This window comes from Streptomyces sp. ITFR-21 (assembly GCF_031844685.1).
Classification (GTDB): Bacteria; Actinomycetota; Actinomycetes; order Streptomycetales; family Streptomycetaceae; genus Actinacidiphila.
This window is the reverse complement of record NZ_CP134605.1, coordinates 4,966,479-4,988,221: the sequence shown is the minus strand read 5'-3', so window position 1 is coordinate 4,988,221 and position 21,743 is coordinate 4,966,479. Positions and strand designations below refer to the sequence as shown.

The following is a 21,743-nucleotide window of genomic DNA, read 5'->3' as shown; positions in this document are numbered from 1 at the left end:
CGTCGGGTGTTCGCGTCGGGTGTCAGGTTCCTGGTGCGGACAGCCGGTGTCAGGTGGGGAGGTGCCAGGTCTGCCAGGGGTTGGTGTTGCGGTCCCAGATCTGGAGGCGGGTGCCGTTGGCGGTGTTGCCGCCGGGGGCGTCGAGGTAGCGGCCGGACTGGGGGTTCCTCAGGTGTCCGTCGGTCTCGGCGGTCCACTGCTGGGCGCCGGAGCCGTTGCAGTCCCAGAGCTGCAGCTTCGTGCCGTTGGCGGTGCCCTGCCCGGTCACGTCCAGGCACTTGCCCAGCGCCCGGACCGTCCCGTCGCCACCGACGGTCCAGGACTGCGCCGCACTGCCGTTGCAGTCGTACAACTGCACCGCCGTCCCGTTCGCCGTACCGGCCGACGCCACATCCACACACTTACCGCCCACACCCGTGACCACACCCGTACGCGACCCACCAGGAGGCGACGTCGGCGGAGTCGTCGGAGGCGTCGTACCCGTGGGAATCGTGACTTCGCCCCGGCTGTAGGTGCGGGCGTCGTAGTAGCCGGCCTTGACGGAGTCGTTGGAGTTGTAGGCCGGGTCGGTCAGCCAGTTCATCCAGACGTTCCAGTAGGTCCACTTGGGCTGGGAGGCCATCTGCGCGGGCTGCGGCACGCTGCCGACTTCGGCCAGGGCGATGGGCTTGGTGCCGGCGATGTTCTGGATCGCCTGGTACCAGTCGGTGGAGGGGAACTTGTTCACCCAGACGTCGAGACCGACGACGTCCACGTAGTTGCTGCCCGGGTAGTAGCCCGCCGCCTGGGAGGCGCCGCCGGCAACGTCCTTGGGAGCCCACACCCAGATGATGTTGTTCAGGCCCTTGGACTCCAGGTAGTCGTGGGTGATCTGGAACAGCCGCGCGCTGCCGTTCGTACCGGCGCGCCCGCCCCACCAGGCCCAGCCCTCGTTCAGCTCGTGCTGCGGCCGGAACAGCACCGGTATCCCGGCGTCCTTCAACTGCTGGAAGTACGGCACGAACTGGTCGAGCTTGCGCTTGTAGTCGTTGTTGAGCGTGCTGCCGTCGGTGATGAGCTGGCTCCACTCGGAGTCCGACAGCTTGCTGCCCTTCACCGGGTTCGAGCCGCCCTCGAAGGAGCAGGTGGCCACGTCCGGGCGGCAGGCGTGCATCATCAGGCCGGGGATGGTGCCGGCCGCCCATTCGGCCTTGGCCTCGTTGATCACCGTCTGCCGGTTGTCGATGTCGTCCTGGCTGAACCCGAAGTCACCGTTCCAGACACCGGGGTACTGGCCGGTGATGTCGTGGGCCTTGCGGACCCACTGAGCCGGGTCGCTGTTCGCGCCGCCCTGCTGGCCGGACAGGACGTGGTTGCCGGTCAGGCTTTTGAGGTACGCGATCTCGTCGGCCTTGGTGACGCCGGCCGGTGCGGGCGGAGCCGCGGAGGCGGAGCCGCCGGTGACCGTGAGGGCGACACCTGCGACAGCTGCCACTGATGCGGCGGCCACAAGTGCTCGCGTTCTGGCACGTAGGGACATGAACGAGTGCCTTTCCTATGGGGGAGGTTGCTGTCCGCGTCGGGTGTCCGCGTCGGGTGTTCGCGTCGGGTGTTCGCGTCGGGTGTCAGGTTCCTGGTGCGGACAGCCGGTATCAGGTGGGGAGGTGCCAGGTCTGCCAGGGGTTGGTGTTGCGGTCCCAGATCTGGAGGCGGGTGCCGTTGGCGGTGTTGCCGCCGGGGGCGTCGAGGTAGCGGCCGGACTGGGGGTTCCTCAGGTGTCCGTCGGTCTCGGCGGTCCACTGCTGGGCGCCGGAGCCGTTGCAGTCCCAGAGCTGCAGCTTCGTGCCGTTGGCGGTGCCCTGCCCGGTCACGTCCAGGCACTTGCCCAGCGCCCGGACCGTCCCGTCGCCACCGACGGTCCAGGACTGCGCCGCACTGCCGTTGCAGTCGTACAACTGCACCGCCGTCCCGTTCGCCGTACCGGCCGACGCCACATCCACACACTTACCGCCCACACCCGTGACCACACCCGTACGCGACCCACCAGGAGGCGACGTCGGCGGAGTCGTCGGAGGCGTCGTACCCGTGGGAATCGTGAACTGGCCCTGGCTGAGGACCCGGGAGGCGTTGAACGTCGCCTGCAGGCCCGAGGTGGAGTTCGCCGAGGTGAGGTACTCGGACCAGATCATGAACCAGGCCCACTGCGGCTGCGAGGCAAGCTGCGCGGCCGTCGGCACCGTGCCGACCTCGGCGAGCGAGACGGGTTTGCCGTGGGCGACGTTCAGCATGGCGTTGTACCAGTCGCTGCCCGGCCAGGAGTGCACCCACGGGTCGAGGCTGGCCACGTCGACGTAGTTGTCACCGGGATAGAAGCCGGAGACGCCCCCGGAGCCGCCGTTCTGGTCGGTGTCCTTGACGTTCCACACCCAGACGATGTTGCTCAGGCCCTTGGAGACCAGGTAGTCGTGGGTGATCTGGAACAGCCTGGCGCTGCCGTCGGCTCCGGAGCGGCCGCCCCACCACGCCCAGCTTTCGTTCATCTCGTGCAGCGGCCGGAACAGCACCGGTACCCCGGCGTCCTTCAACTGCTGGAAGTACGGCACGGCGGTGTCGAGCTTCGCCTTGTACGCGCTGTTGAGCGAGCTGCCGTTCGTGATCAGCTGACTCCAGTCGGAGCCGGACAGACTGGCGCCGTTGATGCCGCCGTTGAAGTCACAGGTCGACACGTTCGGCTTGCACATATGCCAGGTCAGGGCGACCAGCGAGCCGTTGGCCCACTCGGTCTTGGCCTGGTTGACCAGGGTCTGACGGTTGGCGATGTCGGCGGTGGTGAAGCCGAGTTCGCCCCCCCACAGCCCGGGGTACTTGCCGGTGATCGAGTGCGCCTGCGCGGTGTACTGCGCGGGGTTGCTCAGCGGCTCCTTGTTGTGGACGCCGCTGATCACGTGATTGCCGCTGATCTGGTGCAGATAGTCGATGACCGCGGCCGGCGTCGAGGCGCCGGTCGCGGACGCCGGAGACGGCGAAGTGGCCAGCCAGGCCGCCGCGGCCAGCGGCAGCGCGGCCAGAAGAGCGGCCGTCCTACGGTTGAAGATCTTCGGTCTCAAGGGGGAGCCCTCTCGTGCGTGCCGTGGGGGGTGAAACGCTGCATGCACGACCTGCTGGAACCCGCGACATCGCCCGACTGGGCTCTACTGTCACGATCTATACAGGCCGGAACCGACGCCCTGGAAGCTAGAACGCTGCCACGAAAGTGTCAATGGATTGGACAGCTCCGGAAATAAAACGTGCCAGTGACCTGCTGGACTCATCCCCGCCGCGCGCGGTGCCAGCGGAATGACCTCACGCGAAGCCCGCCGAGCGCTGTGGAACACCCGACGTCCGCCTGTCCGCGATGACACAGGGCCCGCACCGCAGGAGATCGTCGGATCGTTGCAGTCCTGCGATGCGACGCCGGGGCGGTCTGAGCCGACGTCCCAGACCGTAGCCATGAGAACGTTACTTTAACGGTCTATGGACACGGTGTACGGGCGGGTTTACTGTGACGCCGCTTCCCTTGCGCCGGTGCGACGACTCGGTCGGAGGCCGACCCCGTCATTCGTCACCCCACAGGACGAAAGGACCAACAATGATCTTCAGACGGAGGGGCCGCCCGTGGCGTTCCCTGCTGGCGGCGGCGAGCCTGGCGGCCGCGGCCGTCCTCGGCGTCGGACCGCAACAGAGCGCGCAGGCGTATCCGGCTCCGGTGAGCCGCACCGATCTGATCAACGCCCTCAGCGCCGTCTCAGGCGCTCACACGGTGTCGGGGATCTTCCAGAACCCGCAGACCCCGAACCAGTGGACTCAGAAGTACCACGACATCACCGGCAAGTACCCCGGCCTGTGGGGCAGCGACTTCCTCTATGACGCTCCCACGGTGGCGGCGCGGCAGAACATCGTCAACCAGGGCAAGACGGAGTGGGCGAACGGCTCGATCGTCGCCCTGTCGTTCCACACCTGCCCGCCGACCACCGGCAGCACCTGCGACTGGACCCAGGACATCGAGGGCCGTCTCTCGGACGCCCAGTGGACCCAGACCATCACCAACGGAACCGCGCTCAACGTCGCGTTCAAGCGCCGCCTCGACGAAGCGGTTCCCTACCTGCAGCAGTTCAAGGACGCCGGGATACCGGTGCTCTTCCGGCCCCAGCACGAGATGAACGAGGGCTGGGCGTGGTGGGGCGGCCGGCCCGGCCCCGACGGCAGCGCCAGGCTGTTCCAGATCACCCACGACTACCTGGTCTCCAAGGGGCTGACCAACCTCGTCTGGGTCTGGAACGTCAAGGACATCAGCGGCGGGGCGGCCCACGTCGCCGACTACTGGCCGGGCGCCTCGTACGTGGACATCGCCAGTGTCGACGCGTGGGACAACCACCAGGTCCCGTACGAGTGGTACCAGGCGATGCTGAATGTCGCCGGCGGCAAGCCGATCGCACTCGCCGAGGTCGGGCAGACCCCCACACCCGCGACTCTGACAGCGCAACCGCGCTGGGCCTACTGGATGATGTGGTCGCACTACCTCACCGACCCGGCGTGGAACACCAACGCCGGTGTGCAGGCGAGCGCCTGGGACAGCCGCACCGACAACCAGGGCCAGCTCGGTCTCAGCGGTTCTCCGGGCGGCGGGGGCGGCGCACCCGGGACCGGGCCGATCACCGGACTGGCCGGCAAGTGCGCCGACGTCCCCGGCGGCAACACCGCCAACGGCACCCAGGCGCAACTGTGGACGTGCAACGGCTCGGCGCAGCAGACGTGGACGGTCGCGGCCGACGGCACCGTGCGCGACCTCGGCAAGTGCCTGGACGTCTCGGGCGGTGCGAGCGCCGACGGCACCAAGGTGCAGATCTGGGACTGCGGCAGCGGCAACACCCACCAGCAGTGGGCTTATCGCTCCGCCACCCGCCAGCTGGTCAACCCCGCGACCGGCAAGTGCCTGGACGTGACCGGCCAGAGCAGCGCCGACGGCGCCAAGCTCCAGCTGTGGGCGTGCAACGGCCAGACCAACCAGCAGTGGACGCTGCCGTCATGACCCCCACCGGTGTCGCACCGGCACCCACTTCCCCTGGAAGTCGTATGTACCGACGGAACATGCGGTCAGTGGCCGCCCTGGCATCGGCGGCCGCTCTTGCTTCCGGTGTGCTGCTGGCGACCGGTGGTACGGCCCAGGCCGCGGCCAACGCCGGTCCCGGTTTTCCCGCTCAGTACGCGGCGCCGTATGCCGAGGTGGGGAACTCGCCGGCGGCGCTGGCGGCGGTGAAGAACGCGACGAGGCTGAAGTACTTCACGCTCGCGTTCGTCATCGACGGCGGCGGCTGCAACGCCACCTTCAACGGTGACACCTCCGTCACCGACTCCGGTTGGACGTCGGCCATCAACAGCCTGCGGGCCGGCGGCGGCGACGTCATCGCCTCCTTCGGCGGCGCGTCCGGCACCGAGATCGGCATCTCCTGCACCTCGGTGGCGGCGCTGAAGACCCAGTACAAGCGGGTCATCGACGGGCTCAACCTCACCCGCCTCGACTTCGACATCGAGGGCAGCGCGCTGAGCAACACCACGGCCAACACCCGGCGGAACCAGGCCCTCGCCCAGCTCCAGCAGGAGTACGCCGTGGCCGGCAGGAAGCTCGACATCGACTACACCCTGCCGGCGAACCCGACGGGCCTGGAGTCCAACGGCACCGCCATCCTGAACAACGCCAAGAGCAACGGCCTGAACGTCAACCTCGTCAACATCATGACGATGGACTACGGCTCCGCGACGGACACGGGCAACGCCGCGATCAGCGCCGCCAACGCCCTGCACACCCAGCTCGGCCAGATCTGGAACACCAGGACCTCCGCGCAGCTGTGGGCGATGGAGGGCAGCACCCCCATGATCGGCGTGAACGACACCACCGGCAAGGTCTTCTCCACCTCCGACGCCACCGACGTGGCGAACTTCGCCAAGACCAACGGCATCCAGGAACTGTCCTTCTGGTCCCTCGGCCGCGACAAGGCCTGCTCCGGCAACGGCCAGCTCTCCGACTCCTGCAGCGGCACCTCCCAGTCCCAGTACCAGTTCTCCAGCATCTTCAACGGCATCACCGGAGGCGGCGCCACACCGGCGCCCACCCCGGCCACGGGTGTGGTCACGGGTGTGGCCACGGGTGTGGTCACGGGTGTGGTCACGGGTGTGGGCGGTAAGTGTGTGGATGTGGCGTCGGCCGGCACGGCGAACGGGACGGCGGTGCAGTTGTACGACTGCAACGGCAGTGCGGCGCAGTCCTGGACCGTCGGTGGCGACGGGACGGTCCGGGCGCTGGGCAAGTGCCTGGACGTGACCGGGCAGGGCACCGCCAACGGCACGAAGCTGCAGCTCTGGGACTGCAACGGCTCCGGCGCCCAGCAGTGGACCGCCGAGACCGACGGACACCTGAGGAACCCCCAGTCCGGCCGCTACCTCGACGCCCCCGGCGGCAACACCGCCAACGGCACCCGCCTCCAGATCTGGGACCGCAACACCAACCCCTGGCAGACCTGGCACCTCCCCACGGGAGGAGGCGGCACCACTCCCCCGCCCGGTTCGTGCACTCCCGGCCTGAGCAGTGGCCAGTACGACACGCCGGTGTCCTTCGGCGGGAAGACGTACCAGGTCCTGGTGCACATCCCGGGACGCTCGGCGGGTGCGCGGCTGCCGCTGGTGCTGGACCTGCACGGCAGTCAGGGCACCGGCGCCGGGCAGCTGTCGTACAGCAACCTGGCGCCCACGGCCGATGCCAACGGCTTCATCGTGGCCGCCCCCACCGGGGTGGTGCCCGCCGGCAGCGGCTACATCTGGAACGTCCCCTACGTCACGCCGAGCGGCACCCGTGACGACGTCGGCTTCCTGCGGCAGGTCATCGACACCCTGACCACCGGCGCCTGCGTCGACCCGGCCCGGGTGTACGCCACCGGGTACTCCGGCGGCGGCCGGATGACCTCCGCCCTGGGGTGCGCGCTCGCCGACAGGGTCGCCGCGATCGCCCCGGTCTCCGGCGTCCGGGCGGGCCGGCCCGACCCCGCGGACGGCAGCCGCCCGGACTCCTCGACCTGCACGCCGTCGCGCGCGGTCCCGGTGATCGCCTTCCACGGTCAGCAGGACGGCACGAACCCGTACGACGGCGGTGGTGACAGCGGGGCGTGGGGCTACTCGGTGCCCGTGGCGCAGCAGCGCTGGGCGGCCCTGAACGGCTGCACGACGGGACCGACCGCCGGCCAGGTCAGCGTCCACGTCCAGGAGACCGTGTACAGCGGCTGCCGGGACGGGGCGGACGTCCGGCTCTACACCGTGTCCAACGGCGGGCACACCTGGCCGGACTCCCCCCAGGACAACGGCAACGGCACCGTCACCCACGAGATCAGCGCCGACAGCCTGATGTGGCAGTTCTTCCAGCAGCACCCCATGCCGCAGTCCTCCTGACGGAGGTCGTACACCGCGGCGCACGGCCCGCAGGCGCGTCACACCGCGGCTGCGGGCCCGGCGCCGTACTTGTGCGTTCTAGCCAATGCGGATTGAACCCAGCCGGCAGGTGGGCCGTCGACCCGCCGCCCGAGGGCACCGGTTTCATCGGTACCGGGAGCGATGGCAGTGGCCAGGGCCGTTCCGTAGAACAAAGACGCAGTCATCGATTTCCCGAACGGGCAGGAACATCACGCTCGCATAAAACTAGACCGTTCTATGGACACGTGCAGATGTTCCGTCTACGTTGAGCAACCGTCAGCCGCTTCGCCCCGACGACGAGACGTCCGTCGCTGCGCGGCATGCAGTGCGGCGCCTTTCGTACAGCAACAAGGAGTGGGATCGGCATGCGAAGAACAGCTCTAGCGGCCACCGGCGTGGTCCTCGCCATGGCCCTGGCGGCCTGCGGCGGGGGAAGCGGCGGCGGCGCGTCCGCCGGCGCGGCGAAGGTGCCCGGCGACCCCTCGAAGGTGACCGGCACGATCACGGTGCTCACCAACCGCACGGACCAGGTGCAGGACGGCACGGCGAAGAGGTACGCGGCGGCGTTCAACAAGATCTACCCGCGTGTGAGGGTGAAGTTCCAGGGCCTCACCGACTACGAGGGTGACGTCAGGATCCGGCTGAACAGCAAGAACTACGGGGACGTGCTGTCGATCCCCAACTCGGTTCCGCTGAAGCAGTATCCGACGTTCTTCGCCCCGCTGGGCACGTCCTCGGACCTGTCGAAGACGTACGACTTCACCGACCACGCGACCGTCGGCGGGAACGTCTACGGCATCGCCAACATCGGTACGGCCAACGGCTTCGTCTACAACAAGGCCGTGTGGAAGCAGGCCGGGATCACCGACTGGCCCACCACCCCGCAGCAGTTCATCGACGATTTGAAGGCGATCAAGGCCAAGACCGCCGCGACGCCGTACTACACGAACTACCACGACGGCTGGCCGCTGACCAACTGGGGCAACGCCCTCGGTTCGCCGAGCTGCGACCCGGCCGCCAACGACAAGCTCGCCGACACCAAGGAGCCCTGGGCGCCCGGCCAGGATCTCAACACCGTCGACACCCTGCTGTACGGCATCGTGCACGACAAGCTGTCGGAGGCCGATCCCAACACCACCAACTGGGAGAACTCCAAGGCCCTGATCGGCACCGGGAAGGTCGGCGCCATGTGGCTGGGCTCCTGGGCCGTGGTGCAGATGCAGGACGCGGCGAAGAAGGCCGGCAAGAACGCCGATGACATCGGCTTCATGCCCTTCCCGACCCAGAAGGACGGGCACTTCTGCTCCGTCGTCCGCCCGGACTACCAGTACGCGGTCAACGTCCACTCCAGGAACAAGCCGGCCGCCCGCGCCTGGATCGACTGGTTCATCAACAGGTCCGGCGACGCGCAGGCCACCCTGTCCATCTCCTCGGTCAAGGGCTCGGCGCTGCCCGCCGACCTCAAGCCCTTCCAGGACGCGGGCGTGAAGTTCGTACCGATGGCGTACGGCAAGACCGCGGCGGTCGACGAGATCGACAAGGCGTCCGAGATCGGCCTGAACAACCAGGACTATCCGCAGCACATCGTGGACGTCGCCCGCGGAGCGGCCGGCGGCGACATCGACGGCATCTTCAAGGACCTCAACAAGAAGTGGTCCGACGCCCAGGGCACCGTCGGCTGACCAGGCGTTCGCGTCACCACCGCTCCGGTCCGACGCCGGTCGGGCCGGAGCGGTGGTGACCCCCGTGGGAGCCCGGCCCCGCATCGGCGCGGGCGCGTGTCCCCCGCCAGCACACAGACCTGCCGCCCCGACATGCGGCGACCGGAAGAAGGACCTCATGAGCGCACCGCGGACCGTGAGCCGTACGCCTCCCGCCCGCAGCGGACCGCCGGACGCGGCTGGCTCCCCCGCGAAGGAACCGCCCCGACGGCCGGGTCCGCGGCGCAGAAGAGGCGCCTGGTGGTTCACCCCCTGGCTGTACCTGCTGGCGCCGCTCGTGCTGCTGGTGGTGTTCACCTGGCTGCCCGTGGTGAACATGTTCGGCTACAGCTTCACCGACTGGGACGGCATCAGTCCCACCCGCAACTGGGTGGGACTGGAGAACTACACGGACCTGTTCACCCGGCCGCAGCTGTTCCAGGTGTTCTGGGTCAGCCTGTTCTACCTGGGGGCGTCGGTCGTGCAGATCTGCGCCGCGCTGTACTTCGCCACCGTCCTCAGCTTCAACACCCGCCTGCGCAACCTGTTCAAGGGCCTGCTGTTCTTCCCCTACCTGATCAACGGGGTCGCCGTCGGCTTCGTGTTCCTGTACTTCTTCCAGCCCGGCGGGACCCTCGACACCGTGCTGGGCTGGTTCGGCGCCGGGCCGCACCTGTGGCTGGGCGACCCGCACCTGGTGAACACCTCGCTGGCGGGGGTGTCGGTGTGGCGCTTCATGGGCGTGAACATGGTGCTGTTCATCGGCGCGATCCAGTCCGTTCCGCCGCAGCTGTACGAGGCAGCCGCGCTGGACGGCGCGAGCCGCTGGCAGCAGTTCCGCCACGTGATCGCGCCGAGCATCCGGCCGATCATCAGCCTCAGCGTGATCCTGGCCATCTCCGGGTCGCTGTCGGTCTTCGAGATCCCGTTCATCATGACCGGCGGCTCCAACAACAGCGAGACCTTCGTGATCCAGACGATCAAACTCGCCTTCAACTTCAACAAGACCGGGCTGGCCTCGGCCGCAGCCATGGTGCTGCTGGCGATCGTGCTGGTCGTGACCTGGTTCCAGCGCCTGCTGTTTCCCGACGAGAGGGTGGAACAGTCATGACCGTACTCAGCGGTCCGGCCATCGAGCGGTATCCCCGTCCCCGCGGCCGGTCGACGCCCCTGCGCAGCCGGGTCGCGGTGTTCCTGAAGTACCTCTCGCTGGTGCTGGCCGGCGCGGTCGTCCTGGTGCCGTTGGCCGCGGTGCTGCTCACCTCGCTGCGCACCGGCGAGGAGATGGCCGGCGGCGGCGCTCTGGCCGCCCCGGACAACTGGCTGAACTTCCACAACTACGCCGTAGCGTTCACCGACGGACACATGCTGCGCGCCCTGTGGAACACCACGTTCATTCTCTTCTTCTCCGTGCTCGGCACCGTGCTGATCGGCTCGATGACCGCCTATGCGATCGACCGCTTCCACTTCCGCTTCAAGAAGTCGGTGATGACGGCCTTTCTGATCGCGTCACTGGTGCCGGGCGTCACCACCCAGGTCGCCACCTACCAGATCGTCAACAACCTCGGCGTGATGGACACCCGGTGGGCGCCGGTCCTGCTCTACATGGGCACCGACATCGTGTCCATCTACATCTTCCTGCAGTTCATCCGCTCCGTCCCGATCTCCCTGGACGAGGCCGCCCGGATCGACGGCGCGAACTCCTTCACGATCTACTGGCGCATCGTCATGCCGCTGCTCAAGCCGGCCGTCGCCACCGTTGTGATCATCAAGGGCGTCGCCATCTACAACGACTTCTACATCCCCTTCCTGTACATGCCGGACGACAACCTCGGCACGATCTCGACCTCACTGTTCCGGTTCAAAGGCCCGTACGGCGCCCACTGGGAAGTCATCTCGGCAGGCGCCGCACTGGTGATCATCCCGAGCCTGGTCGTCTTCCTGGCACTGCAGCGCTTCATCTACAACGGCTTCGCCGCCGGCGCAACCAAGTAGCCCCACCGCCACCGCCGCGCATCGCCCCTCTACAGCCGAGCCCTCATCAGGCCCAAGGAGACCGAATGAAGGTCAGCACGCCGCTCACCCGCGGCTGGACCCTGAGCCTGGACACCTCCAGGCACCTCCCCGCGCAAGCTCCGTCCGCGCTGGCGGCCGGACCCGTCACCGCGAGCGTGCCAGGCTGCGTGCACACCGACCTGCTGACCGCGGGCCTGATCCCCGACCCCTTCCTCGACAGCAACGAGACCGACGTGGCCTGGGTGGGCCGGGCGGACTGGATCTACCGCACCGAGCTGCCCGCCGCCGGCGGCCACGAGCGTACCGACCTGGTCTTCGACGGGCTCGACACCGTGGCCGAGGTCCGCCTCGGAAAGGCGGTTCTGGGCCGCACCCGTAACATGCACCGCTCGTACCGCTTCGACGTCACCGAGGCGCTCGGCTCGGGTCCCGCGCCGCTCACCGTGGCCTTCACCTCGGCCTACCAGGAGGCCGAGCGGCTGCGCACGCAGTTGGGCGATCGGCCCGGCCCGTACGCGGAGCCCTTCCAGTTCATCCGTAAGATGGCGTGCTCCTTCGGCTGGGACTGGGGACCGACCCTCGTGACCGCGGGCATCTGGCGCCTGCCCCGGCTGGAGCACTGGTCCACGGCCCGGATCGCCGAGGTCCGCCCGGAGATCACCGTCCGCGAGGACGGCACTGGAATCGTTTCCGTCCAGGTGTCCGTCGAGCGGACCGCGAGCGGGTCCGACCGCGCTCTGAGCCTGCGTCTTGGTGTCGCGGGTGTCGAAGCACACGGCGAACTCCCGCCAGGCGCAGCACAGGTGACGCTGCGTGCCGAGGTCGCCGACGTCGAACTGTGGTGGCCCCGCGGGTACGGCGAGCAGCGCCGCTACACCTGCGCCGTCGCCCTCACCGACACCGGCGGAGCCGAAACCCTGGACACGTGGGAGCGCGGCGTCGGCTTCCGTACCGTCACGCTCGACACCGCTGCGGACGAGCACGGCAGCGCCTTCACCCTGGCGGTGAACGGGACCCCGCTGTTCGCCAGGGGGGTGAACTGGATCCCCGAGGACGTCTTCCCGTCCCGGGTCACGCCGGAGCGCTACCGGCTGCGCCTGGAGCAGGCCGCGGAGGCCGGAGTGGACCTGGTACGGGTCTGGGGCGGCGGGATCTACGAGAGCGAGGACTTCTACGAGGTATGCGACGAGCTGGGGCTGATGGTGTGGCAGGACTTCCTGTTCGCCTGCGCCGCCTATCCCGAGGACGAACCGCTGCGCTCGGAGATCGAGGCCGAGGCCCGCGAGAACGTCGTCAGGCTGATGCCGCACCCGTCGCTGGTGCTGTGGAACGGCAACAACGAGAACCTGTGGGGCTTCAAGGACTGGGACTGGGAGCCGGTGCTCGCCGGGGCCTCCTGGGGTGAGGGGTACTACCTCGACCTGCTGCCCCGGATCACCGCGGAGACCGACTCCACCAGGCCCTACTGGGCGGGCAGCCCCTGGTCGGGCTCGTGGGACGTGCACCCCAACGACCCCGGCCACGGCACAGCCCACTCGTGGGAGGTGTGGAACCGCGAGGACTACGCCGACTACCTGGCGGACGTACCGCGGTTCGTCGCCGAGTTCGGCTGGCAGGCACCGCCCGCGTACGCCACCTTGCGCCGCGCGCTGAGCGACCGGCCGCTGACCCCGGACTCCCCCGGCATGCTGCACCACCAGAAGGCCGAGGACGGCAACGGCAAGCTGGACCGCGGCCTCGCCCACCACTTCGCGCCTCCCGCCGACTTCGGTACCTGGCACTACCTCACCCAGCTCAACCAGGCCCGCGCCATCGCCACCGGCGTCGAGCACTGGCGCTCGCACTGGCCGCGCTGCGCCGGCACGATCCTGTGGCAGCTCAACGACTGCTGGCCCGTCACCTCTTGGGCCGCCATCGACGGGGACGGACGCGAGAAGCCCCTCTACCACGAGCTCAAACGCCTCTACGCCGACCGGCTGCTGACACTGCAGACGCGGGACGGACGGCTCGTCCTGGCCGCCGTCAACCAGGGCGGCGAGACCTGGAGGTGCCAGGCCCGCGTGCGCCAGGTCGACGCCCACGGCGGCGCGGTCGCCGAACACCGCGTCCCCGTCGAGGTGGCGGCACGCTCGGTCGTCATCCTCGACCTTCCCGACCGGCTGGCGGTCGGCGGCGATCCGCGGCGCGAGTTCGTCGTCGCGGACGCGGACGGGCTGCGCGCCGTGCATTTCGCGGTCCCCGACCACGCCTTCGACTACCCGGTCGCGGAGATGACCACCCAGGTCACCTCCGAGGGCGACAACGCACGGGTGAAGGTCACGGCGCACACCCTGGTACGGGACCTGCTGCTGCAGGCCGACCGTCTGCACCCGGACGCCCGTACCGACCGCGGTCTGGTCACGCTGCTCCCCGGGGAGAGCGTCGAGTTCGACGTCACCGGCTGGAACGGCGGGGACGACGGGGCACTGCCGTCGGCGCTGCGCTGCGTCAACGTCGCCCGCGCGGTGGATCCCGTCGGCGATCCGGCGCTGTGAGCCGATCCGGCGCGGCGGGCACTCCCGAGCGGCGCGTGGCCCTCCGGGATGTCGCTCGCCGCGCCGGCGTCTCCGCCGCCGTGTCCCTGACCTCCCACGACAAACCCGGGGTGTTCCCGGCCACCCGCCGGCGCACCGAGAAGGCCGCAGCAGAACTGAACCGGCAGCCCGGTACGTCGGCGAGGACCGTTGCCGCACGCGCGACCACCCACGAAGTCACGGTCGCCCTCGCCCTCGCGACCGGGCCCGGACCAGCGCGGTCACCGCGGCCCGCAGAGTTCCCCGCGGCCGCGCCGGGGGAACTGAGCCGGGTGGGCCGCCAGACACTCCTGGCCCGGCCGGGCCGCCGCACGCGCCGCGATCCCCGACTTCGCCGAGGGCCGCACAACGTGCACCGACTGCACGGCAGTCCCGGCTACCGCAGCCCCGCCGACCACGAAGCCGCGTGCGCAGCCTCACCACCACACCGACGGTGTCCGTCAAACCGGAACAAGCTCACGCCGCCGCTCCCCCGCGCGGCCGGACTCCCGCCCGGCTGCGCCCCGCGAGCCTGCGACGGCTGCCTTGGCCGCCATCCTGATGCGCCCGGATACACAGCGGATAACCGGACGGTTCACCTCCCCGCGGTCACCGGCCCGGCCCGCGGGACAGGCAAGGACCGAGCACGCCGACCGGGACCGGGTACTCCGGTTAGGGAGACCATGAGCAGCGGCACGGTGCGCAGCCCTGTGGCGACGACGGCCGACGGGCGGCCGGCCGGCACGACGGGGAACCCGGCCGCGGCGCTGGGCCGGCCGGCCGGGTTCCAAGGCGCGAGTCGGGGTCCAAGGCGCGAGTCGGGGTCCGTGGCGGTGCGAAGCGCCTCGCTCCGCCGCGGACCCCGCTCACAGACGCGACGCGACCTGGCGGGCCAGGCTCCGCAGCGGCTCGCGGTTGACCGCGGGATCGTTGAGCCGGACCAGCCGGATCGCCACCCATGTCACGGCCTTGCGGAAGAAGACCGTGTCGTCCTCGGCGTACGCCTCCTCGCCGGCGCCGGTGAACGGCGTGAACGCGTGGTTCAGCTGGCGGTCGATGTCGTAGTACTTCTTCGCGCCGTCGCCGAGGTAGATCTCGACCTGGGCCACCGGTCCGTCGACCGGTGCGGTGTACGTGCATCCCGGGGTGTTCGCGGGAGCTTCGATTCCGGCGTTGAGCGGGGTCGTGGCCAGTGCCTCCGCGTCCTTCTCCGGCAGGATTTCGCACGCCTTCAGGACCGTCCGCGCGGGGGCGGCCGTGGCCGCGGCCCCGCTCGGCGGCAGGGCACCGCCCGGGGAGGCGGAGGCGGAGGCGGACGCGGCGGACGTGACCGACGGGGCGGCCTGCTCGGCGCACCCGGTCAGCGCGGCCAGCAGCAGGCATACGGCGATCGCCGTGCGGCGCATGACGGAGCCGTCCTCTCTCAGATCCGGCCGCGGAGCAGGCCGACCAGCTTGGTGGCGGTCGACCGGTCGCTGTCGCCGCCCGCGCCGCTGACGACCTGCACCTCGCAGTCGCGGTCGCCCGCGGCGAAACGCGCGACGCCGCCGCTGAAGTAGCGGATCCCGTCGGGCCCGGGTTCGCTGGTGATACCGGGTTCGTCCTTGATCCCGCCCGACACGGCCGTGCCGTGGCCGCCGACGCTGACCGTGATCGAGTAGTAGGTGTCCGGGTTCTCCCATCCGCACACGCTCTCCCCCACCCCCGACTCGGGCTGGCCGCCGTCGTTCCTGCCGATGACCGGCGTGACCTCTGCGGGCTTGAGCAGCGTGCAGGCGTCGACCGTCGCGCTCTTCCCGGCGTCGCCCGGTGCGGAAGCGGAAGCGGAAGTCGAAGCGGAAGCGGAAGCGGCCGTGGCGGGCCGGCCGCCGGAGGCGTGGTCGCCGGCGGCCGGGGACGACGGTGATGAGTCGCATGCCGAGGCCGCCAAGGCCAAGGACACGGTCAGGAGCGCGGTCAGGGATGTACGTTTCACTGCTGTTCCCCCCAAGAATGGAGCCGTACTGCCGGGTTGACGCGGTGGACCTGCCAGCCGACCTCGGCCATGGCCACGGCCTCGGCGTCCGGGCCCTCGACGAGCGCCAGCACGACCTCGTCGGCAGGCAGGCGCACGGTGGCGATCAGGCGTACCGCGGCAGCGGCGGTTGCCACGCGGTTCCCCGATCGGAGTCCTCGTAGTGCTCCGCCGCGAAGAGTCGCCCGGTCACAGCGCCGAGGCTAGGGCGATCAGAGCCCCGTGGAATCAGGTGATTCCCTACGGATCAGCCCTGCCCCGCCGTACCATCGCCGCGCCGAGTTCCGCGCGGCTGGAGATCTTGAGCTTGTGGTAGACCCGGGCGAGGTTGGCCTCGACGGTCTTCGGGCTGATGAACAGCGCGGCCGCGATGGCCCGGTTGGTCTGGCCCCGGGCGGCCAGCCCGGCCACACGCTCCTCGGTGGGAGTCAACTCCGGTGAGGCGGGGGCCCGGCCTCCGATCCGGGTGAGTTCGGCCCTGGCCCGGCGTTCGAACGCCGCCGCGCCGATCGCGGCGAACTCGGCGGCGGCCCCGCTCAGTGCCGTACGCGCCGCGCCTCTGCGCCTGGCCCGCCGGTGGATCACCCCTGCGACCAGCAGGCAGCGCGCGCGCTCCAGCGGCAGCAGGTGCGGGGGCACCGCGGCCCTGGCCTGCTCCAGCCTGCCGACCGTCTCGGTGGTGTCCCCGCCCTGGGCGGCGGACAGCAGGGCCCGGCTGCGCGCGAGGCCCAGCGTCGTCCACGGACGGGGCAGCCGCTCATGGCGTTCGGTGAGCCGGTCCAGTACGCGCCGGGCGGTCTCCAGGTCGCCGACGGCGGCGCACGCCTCGATCCAGTCCGGCTCGAACCGCTGCGACAGCGGCTCGGCCAGGCCCGCGGCGTCCGCCTCGGCGGCCAGCGCCCGATAGGCCGCCGCGGTGTCGACGCTCGCGGTGAGCAGTGCGCCCTCAGCCGCCGTCCGCTGGGGGGCGGGCAGGCCGGCCACCTGCCGGGTGAGCGGTCGCAGGAGGTCGGCGAGGGCCGCCAGCGCCAACGACGACTCCGACTCCGCCGGCGCGCAGGTCAGGACCAGCCAGCCCGTTCGGCGTGCCCGGTCCACCAACTCGCCCCAGATGGCGCTCTTGCCTATCCCGGCCGGCCCGGCGAGAAGCACGGGATCACCTTGGACGAGCGACGCCCACGCCTGCCCCAGCACGGCGTCCCGACCGAACACCAAAGCCACCGGCCCAGCATAGTCTTCGGCACCCGCCGACGACGTCGGCGACCACGTGACGGACGCGGTGCCGGCCGATGTCGAAGGGCTTCCGGGCGGCGGCGCCCCGGTCGACGGCCTTCGCGCGACGGCCGTGCCGCTGTTCGACGCGATCGTGGACCGCCGGCCCCGGCGGGCGGCCACCTCCCGGGCCGTCCCCGTGGTGCCGCCGGCCAGCCGTGCGCGGCCGTGGCGCGTCGGCGGGGGCGGGTCGGCCGTGGCGCGTCGGCGGGGGCGGGTCGGCCGTGGCGCGTCGGCGGGGGCGGGTCGGCGGTCAGCGGTCAGCGGTCAGCGGTCAGCGGTCAGCGGTCAGCGGTCAGCGGGATCATCGCGTCACGGCAGGCACTCGGCGAGCAGGCCGACCACGTCGCGCCAGGCCCGCCGCGCGTGGCGCGGGTGGTAGCCGACGCCGGGCACCACGGCCTGGTCGACCGGCGGGTGGTGGAAGGCGTGCAGGGCGCCGCCGTAGACCACCAGGCGCCAGTCGACGCCCGCGGCCTCCATCTCGGCGGTGAACGCCTCCCGCTGCGCGGGCGGCATGATCGGGTCCTGCGACCCGACCCCGGCCCACACCGGGCAGCGGATGCGTTCCGCCTCACCCGGCCGGCCCGTGGTCAGCGCGTTGACCGTGCCGATCGCCCGCAGATCGACCCCGTCACGGCCGAGTTCCAGCACGATCGCGCCTCCGGTGCCGTAGCCGATGGCGGCGATCCGGTCCGGATCCGTGCGCGGCTCGGCCCGCAGCACGCCGAGCGCCGCGTGGCCGATGCCCCGCATCCGGCCGGGGTCGGCGAGCAGCGGGGTCACGTGCGCCAGTATCTCGCCGGGGTCGGTGAACCAGCGCCCGCCGTTGATGTCGAAGGCCAGCGCCACATAGCCCAGTTCGGCCAGGGCGTCGGCCCGGCCGCGCTGGAAGTCGTTCAGCCCCGGCCCCTCCGGCCCGACCAGGACCGCGGGCCGGCGGCCGGTCCCGCCCGGGAGCGCGAGGTGCCCGACCATGGTCAGGCCGTCGGCCGGATACTCCACGGTGCGCGTCGTCACCGTTGTCACCGTCGTCATGAGGTCGGACCGTAGTGACCGGCGGGCCCGCCGGGACCGGTGTTCACCGCCGGCGCAACCCCGCCGGCACACCTTGCGGGACACCGCGGCGGCGAGTGGTCCCGGCGGCGGGTGCCTTGGCCCGCGGGCGCGTGCGGCGCATCGCGCGGCGGCGGCCGACGAGCGGACCGCCCCGCCGCGGCCCGCGGCGCGTGCGGCGCGTCGTCGAGGCCCGGGGCGCCGGTGAGGGCGTGGACCCGTCGGCGGCCGGCTCCGTCCGCCGCGGCGGCACCGCGGCGGCCGCCCTTCGGAGGGTCTGCGCCGGCTGGCCCGCCGGCACCCGCCGCCACCGCCGACCCCCGCCGCCCACGCCAACGCCCCCGCCCGCGCCCCCGCCCGCGCCCCCGCGAGCGGACCCGGGGATTCCACAACGAGGGTGCTACTTCGCCGAGTTCACGCCAGTGCGTCGATTGGTTGCGTAAGGTAACGGAGTTGCTCCGATTCGCAGCTGTCGGCCCGGCCAAGGGGAACGCCATGGGTATCTCGTTGACGTCCTACGTCGTCTTTGTGGCGGCGGTGCTGGTCATCTGCATCACCCCCGGCCCGGACATGCTGTACATCCTGACCCACGGGATCAGCCAGGGGACGAGGGCCGGGCTGCTGTCGGCGGTCGGCATGGCCGCCGGAATGGCCTGCCACACCGCGGCGGTCGCGCTCGGGGTGGCCACACTCGTCCAGTCCTCGACCGTGGCCTACGAGGTGCTGCGCTACGCCGGCGCCGCGTACCTGCTCTACCTGGCCTGGCAGAGCCTGCGGGACTCCTCGGGGCCCGACCTCGACGGCAGCCACGAGGCCGTGCCGCTCTCCCGGGTCTTCCGGCGGGCGGCCATCACGAACCTGCTCAACCCGAAGATCGTGCTGTTCTACCTCGCCTTCCTGCCGCAGTTCGTCTCGACCGGGGCCGGCCGGCCGGGGCTGCAACTCCTCGTGCTGGGGCTGACCTTCACCGTGCTCGGCCTGCTGGTCGACTGCCTGATCGCGCTGCTGTCCGGCCAGATCGGCGCGCGGCTGCGCAAACGGCCCGGCTCCGGGTCCTGGCTGAACCGGCTGGCCGGGATCGTCTTCATCGGGCTGGCGGCGAAGGTCGCCATCGCCTGAGCCGGAACCTCCGCCGGCCCGGCTTCCGCGGCCGCGGGCGGCGTCCGGTACGGACACCGCCCCCACCCAACGCGAGGACTTGGAGGACCACGCCATGTGCACCGATCCCACCGCCGGTGGGGCCGGCGCGTCGCCGGACTCGCCGGTCGAGATGTGCGGCGCCGGGGAGGCGTTCTACCGGTGGGCGCTCGTCCGGGGCACCGCGCGGGCCGCCGACGCACCCCCGTGTCTGCTCTCGCTGGGCCTGTTACGTCCGCTGCCGGCGGAGCCGGACACGCTCGTCCCGGTCCCGCCGGACACCGCGGCCGCCCTGCTGGCCCATCCGGTCGAGCGGGACATCAGGGACAAGGAGCGGCAGCTGCACTCGATACGCGCCGCGTTCGTGCGGGCGCAGGCGGCGTACCAGCGGATCAGCAGGGAGGCCGACAGCGCCGTCAGCCTCATTCTGGGCGAGGACGCGATCGGCATTTCTTTGGAGAAGGCGGCCGGGGCGTGCTCGGGCGAGGTCATGACGGCGCGGCCGGGCGGCGGGCTCGGCGAGGACCTTCTCACCGAAGCGCTCCCGCGCGATCTGGAGCTGTGCGAGCGGGGCGTCCGGCTGCGCGTCCTCTACCAGCACACCGTGCGGTCGCACGGGCCGACGCTCGCCTACATCGAGAAGATCTCCGCCGCCGGCGCCGACGTGCGCACGCTGGCCGAGGTGTTCGACCCGATCTCCGTCTTCGACCACGGCACCGCGTTCATCCCGACCGTACGCGGCCACCAGACCGCGGCCCTGTCGATCCGGCACCCCGAGACCGTCCGCCACCTGGCGAACGCCTTCGACTACGCGTGGGACAGGGCCGAACCCGTCGGGGCGGACACCAGGCGGTGGCACTCCCCCGCCTTCGGCGCCCAGACCCGGCGTGCGATCCTGCGCCTGATGGTGGAGGGGCACACCGACCAGGCGATCGGGAGCCGGCTCGGCGTCAGCACCCGTACCGTGGCCACCCATATCAAACGGGCCGCCGACCACCTGAACAGCAGCAGCCGGGCCCAACTCGGCTATCTGCTGGGCCAGTCGGGGCTGCTCTTCGCCCGGAAAGCGGACGGCCAAACCAGAGAAACCTGAATCCGCACCGAACGAGGGAACAAAATATACCCGATGATGGGTAATTGATCCGGTTTGTGGGAGTATGAAATGCCTTCAGGTTCTCGCATTGCAGCATTATGACCGGCGGATTCACTCCCCCATGGCTGGATTGCTTGGCGAGCATGGACCCGGGCCGCACGGGCTCCGGGCAGACGAGCGGACTCTTGGGGGACCGGTGGAACTTTCCCTGTCTGAGCTGAAGCGTCGGACCATCGGAATGTGCTTGTCGGGTGGCCTGTCGTCCCTCGCGGTCGCCTCCTGGCTGCACGGCAACGGATACCGGGTGGAGGGCTTCCTCCTCGATATCGGGCAGTGCGACCGGAAGGAATTCGAGGCGTTCGCGGCCTCCGTACGCGCGGCCGGCATCCCTTTGCACTCAGTGGACGCGCGGCGCGCCATGGCCGCGGCGGCGCTCGACGTGGTGGGCTTCCAGGCGTCGTACGACGGCGGTTACTGGAACACCACCGGGCTGTCCCGCTCGGTCATCGTCGAGACGGTGGTCCCGCGGCTGCGCGAGGCGGGCTGCACGGTCCTGGCGCACGGCTGCGTCGGCGGCGGCAACGACCAGCGCCGCTTCGAGCGCTACACCGAGCACTTCGCCCCCGACCTCACGGTGTTCGCCCCGTGGCGCTCCCCCGAGATCCAGCAGATCATGCCGGACCGCGCGTCGATGGCCCGCCATGTGGCCGCGGCGGGTCTGGTGTGCATGCCGGGGAACTCCGCCGAGCACTCCATCGACAGCAACATCGCGGGCGCCTCGCACGAGGACGCCGGCCTGGAGGACCTGAGCACCACCGCGCTGCGTGTCGAGCGGCTGATGGGCGTGGCCCCCGACCACGCCCCCGACCGGGTGGAGACGGTCGTCGTCGGCGTCGAGCACGGCCGCCCGGCCACGCTGGACGGCCAGCGGCTGGCACCCGAGGACCTGCTCGGGGCGGCGAACACCGTCGCCGGGCGCAACGGACTCGGCCTGATCGACGTGGTGGAGCACCGGGTCAACGGCACCAAGTGCCGCGGCGTGTACGAGGCGCCGGGCATGGAGCTGCTCTCCCACGCGGTGCGCGCCGCCCACGAGACGGTCACCGAGCGGAACGCCTCGGACACCGCGCGGTTCCTCTCCCGCCAGCTGGCGGTCAGCGTCTACGAGGGCGCCGCCCACGGCCTGACCGCACGGGCGGCACGGGCCGGCCTGGCCGAGATCGCCGATCGCGCGGGCGCCACCGTGCGGCTCGACCTGTACAAGGGCGGCGTGGTCGGCCGGGCGCTGCTGCGGATCGACCCGGGTGCCGGCGTCGTCCAGCAGCGCCGCTTCTCCCACGGCGGCCACAACTGGGACTCGGCGCCGCTGTCGGTGACCGCGTCCGGCGTACCCGCGTAGCCTCTCGCGCCCTGCCCGTATCCACTGC

The 21,743-nt window shown here is 70.8% G+C and carries 16 protein-coding genes; 9 read left to right on the top strand and 7 right to left on the bottom strand.

What is annotated here, in order from left to right; genetic code table 11:
- Positions 1-49 precede the first annotated feature (49 nt).
- Together RLT57_RS22420 and RLT57_RS22415 are read right to left on the bottom strand one after the other, a co-directional pair.
- Positions 50-1,474 carry a glycosyl hydrolase gene (locus RLT57_RS22420; protein WP_311299082.1) on the bottom strand — a complete coding sequence of 475 codons (1,425 nt, stop codon included), beginning with the start codon at positions 1,472-1,474 and terminating at the stop codon, positions 50-52.
- Between the two features lie 157 nt (positions 1,475-1,631).
- Positions 1,632-3,086, bottom strand: coding sequence for a glycosyl hydrolase (locus tag RLT57_RS22415; protein WP_311299081.1), 1,455 nt, complete (start codon positions 3,084-3,086; stop codon positions 1,632-1,634).
- Between the two features lie 521 nt (positions 3,087-3,607).
- On the opposite strand from RLT57_RS22415, the gene RLT57_RS22410 reads away from it, so the two are divergent.
- The 6 genes from RLT57_RS22410 (at position 3,608) to RLT57_RS22385 (ending at position 13,726) form a co-directional block, all read left to right on the top strand.
- Positions 3,608-5,047: a glycosyl hydrolase gene (locus tag RLT57_RS22410; RefSeq protein ID WP_311299080.1), complete on the top strand. Its 1,440-nt coding sequence runs from the start codon at positions 3,608-3,610 to the stop codon at positions 5,045-5,047.
- Between the two features lie 68 nt (positions 5,048-5,115).
- Positions 5,116-7,455, top strand: coding sequence for an extracellular catalytic domain type 1 short-chain-length polyhydroxyalkanoate depolymerase (locus RLT57_RS22405; protein WP_311299079.1), 2,340 nt, complete (start codon positions 5,116-5,118; stop codon positions 7,453-7,455).
- A 386-nt stretch (positions 7,456-7,841) separates the two neighbouring features.
- Positions 7,842-9,158, top strand: coding sequence for an ABC transporter substrate-binding protein (locus tag RLT57_RS22400; protein WP_311299078.1), 1,317 nt, complete (start codon positions 7,842-7,844; stop codon positions 9,156-9,158).
- A gap of 157 nt (positions 9,159-9,315) precedes the next feature.
- Complete coding sequence (locus tag RLT57_RS22395; RefSeq protein WP_311299077.1) at positions 9,316-10,287, top strand: carbohydrate ABC transporter permease; 972 nt, start codon at positions 9,316-9,318, stop codon at positions 10,285-10,287.
- Positions 10,284-11,171 carry a carbohydrate ABC transporter permease gene (locus tag RLT57_RS22390; RefSeq protein ID WP_311299076.1) on the top strand — a complete coding sequence of 296 codons (888 nt, stop codon included), beginning with the start codon at positions 10,284-10,286 and terminating at the stop codon, positions 11,169-11,171. Before RLT57_RS22395 ends, RLT57_RS22390 begins: the two co-directional genes overlap by 4 nt.
- A 65-nt stretch (positions 11,172-11,236) precedes the next feature.
- On the top strand, positions 11,237-13,726 hold the full coding sequence (locus RLT57_RS22385) for a glycoside hydrolase family 2 protein (RefSeq protein ID WP_311299075.1): 2,490 nt from the start codon (positions 11,237-11,239) through the stop codon (positions 13,724-13,726).
- Positions 13,727-14,610: 884 nt separating this feature from the next.
- Here RLT57_RS22385 and RLT57_RS22380 read toward each other — a convergent pair.
- The 5 genes from RLT57_RS22380 to RLT57_RS22360 all read right to left on the bottom strand — a co-directional run bounded on the left by RLT57_RS22380 (position 14,611) and on the right by RLT57_RS22360 (position 18,059).
- Entirely contained in the window at positions 14,611-15,150 is a 540-nt protein-coding gene (locus RLT57_RS22380; RefSeq protein WP_311299074.1) for a DUF3558 family protein, read from the bottom strand.
- Between the two features lie 17 nt (positions 15,151-15,167).
- Positions 15,168-15,719, bottom strand: a complete 552-nt coding sequence (locus tag RLT57_RS22375; RefSeq protein ID WP_311299073.1) for a DUF3558 family protein — start codon at positions 15,717-15,719, stop codon at positions 15,168-15,170.
- The gene (locus RLT57_RS22370) at positions 15,716-15,895 is read right to left on the bottom strand and encodes a hypothetical protein (protein ID WP_311299072.1); all 180 of its coding nucleotides are present in this window, start codon (positions 15,893-15,895) and stop codon (positions 15,716-15,718) included. The genes RLT57_RS22375 and RLT57_RS22370 overlap by 4 nt, the downstream gene beginning before the upstream one ends.
- A gap of 103 nt (positions 15,896-15,998) precedes the next feature.
- Positions 15,999-16,979 carry a helix-turn-helix transcriptional regulator gene (locus tag RLT57_RS22365; protein ID WP_311299071.1) on the bottom strand — a complete coding sequence of 327 codons (981 nt, stop codon included), beginning with the start codon at positions 16,977-16,979 and terminating at the stop codon, positions 15,999-16,001.
- A 363-nt stretch (positions 16,980-17,342) separates the two neighbouring features.
- On the bottom strand, positions 17,343-18,059 hold the full coding sequence (locus RLT57_RS22360) for a dienelactone hydrolase family protein (RefSeq protein ID WP_311300808.1): 717 nt from the start codon (positions 18,057-18,059) through the stop codon (positions 17,343-17,345).
- Positions 18,060-18,581: 522 nt separating this feature from the next.
- Between RLT57_RS22360 and RLT57_RS22355 the strand changes: the two genes are divergently transcribed.
- The 3 genes from RLT57_RS22355 (at position 18,582) to RLT57_RS22345 (ending at position 21,715) form a co-directional block, all read left to right on the top strand.
- On the top strand, positions 18,582-19,205 hold the full coding sequence (locus RLT57_RS22355) for a LysE family translocator (protein ID WP_311299070.1): 624 nt from the start codon (positions 18,582-18,584) through the stop codon (positions 19,203-19,205).
- Between the two features lie 94 nt (positions 19,206-19,299).
- Positions 19,300-20,316 (top strand): helix-turn-helix transcriptional regulator, encoded by a 1,017-nt coding sequence (locus RLT57_RS22350; protein ID WP_311299069.1) that lies wholly within the window; start codon positions 19,300-19,302, stop codon positions 20,314-20,316.
- A 244-nt stretch (positions 20,317-20,560) separates the two neighbouring features.
- The gene (locus tag RLT57_RS22345) at positions 20,561-21,715 is read left to right on the top strand and encodes an argininosuccinate synthase domain-containing protein (protein WP_311299068.1); all 1,155 of its coding nucleotides are present in this window, start codon (positions 20,561-20,563) and stop codon (positions 21,713-21,715) included.
- Positions 21,716-21,743 lie beyond the last annotated feature (28 nt).

Coding starts and splice junctions, on each gene's coding strand:
- RLT57_RS22350 (WP_311299069.1), top strand. CDS start 19,300: ATGTGCACCGATCCCACCGCCGGTGGGGCCGGCGCGTCGCCGGACTCG.
- RLT57_RS22395 (WP_311299077.1), top strand. CDS start 9,316: ATGAGCGCACCGCGGACCGTGAGCCGTACGCCTCCCGCCCGCAGCGGA.
- RLT57_RS22380 (WP_311299074.1), bottom strand. CDS start 15,150: ATGCGCCGCACGGCGATCGCCGTATGCCTGCTGCTGGCCGCGCTGACC.
- RLT57_RS22410 (WP_311299080.1), top strand. CDS start 3,608: ATGATCTTCAGACGGAGGGGCCGCCCGTGGCGTTCCCTGCTGGCGGCG.
- RLT57_RS22385 (WP_311299075.1), top strand. CDS start 11,237: ATGAAGGTCAGCACGCCGCTCACCCGCGGCTGGACCCTGAGCCTGGAC.
- RLT57_RS22390 (WP_311299076.1), top strand. CDS start 10,284: ATGACCGTACTCAGCGGTCCGGCCATCGAGCGGTATCCCCGTCCCCGC.
- RLT57_RS22355 (WP_311299070.1), top strand. CDS start 18,582: ATGGGTATCTCGTTGACGTCCTACGTCGTCTTTGTGGCGGCGGTGCTG.
- RLT57_RS22400 (WP_311299078.1), top strand. CDS start 7,842: ATGCGAAGAACAGCTCTAGCGGCCACCGGCGTGGTCCTCGCCATGGCC.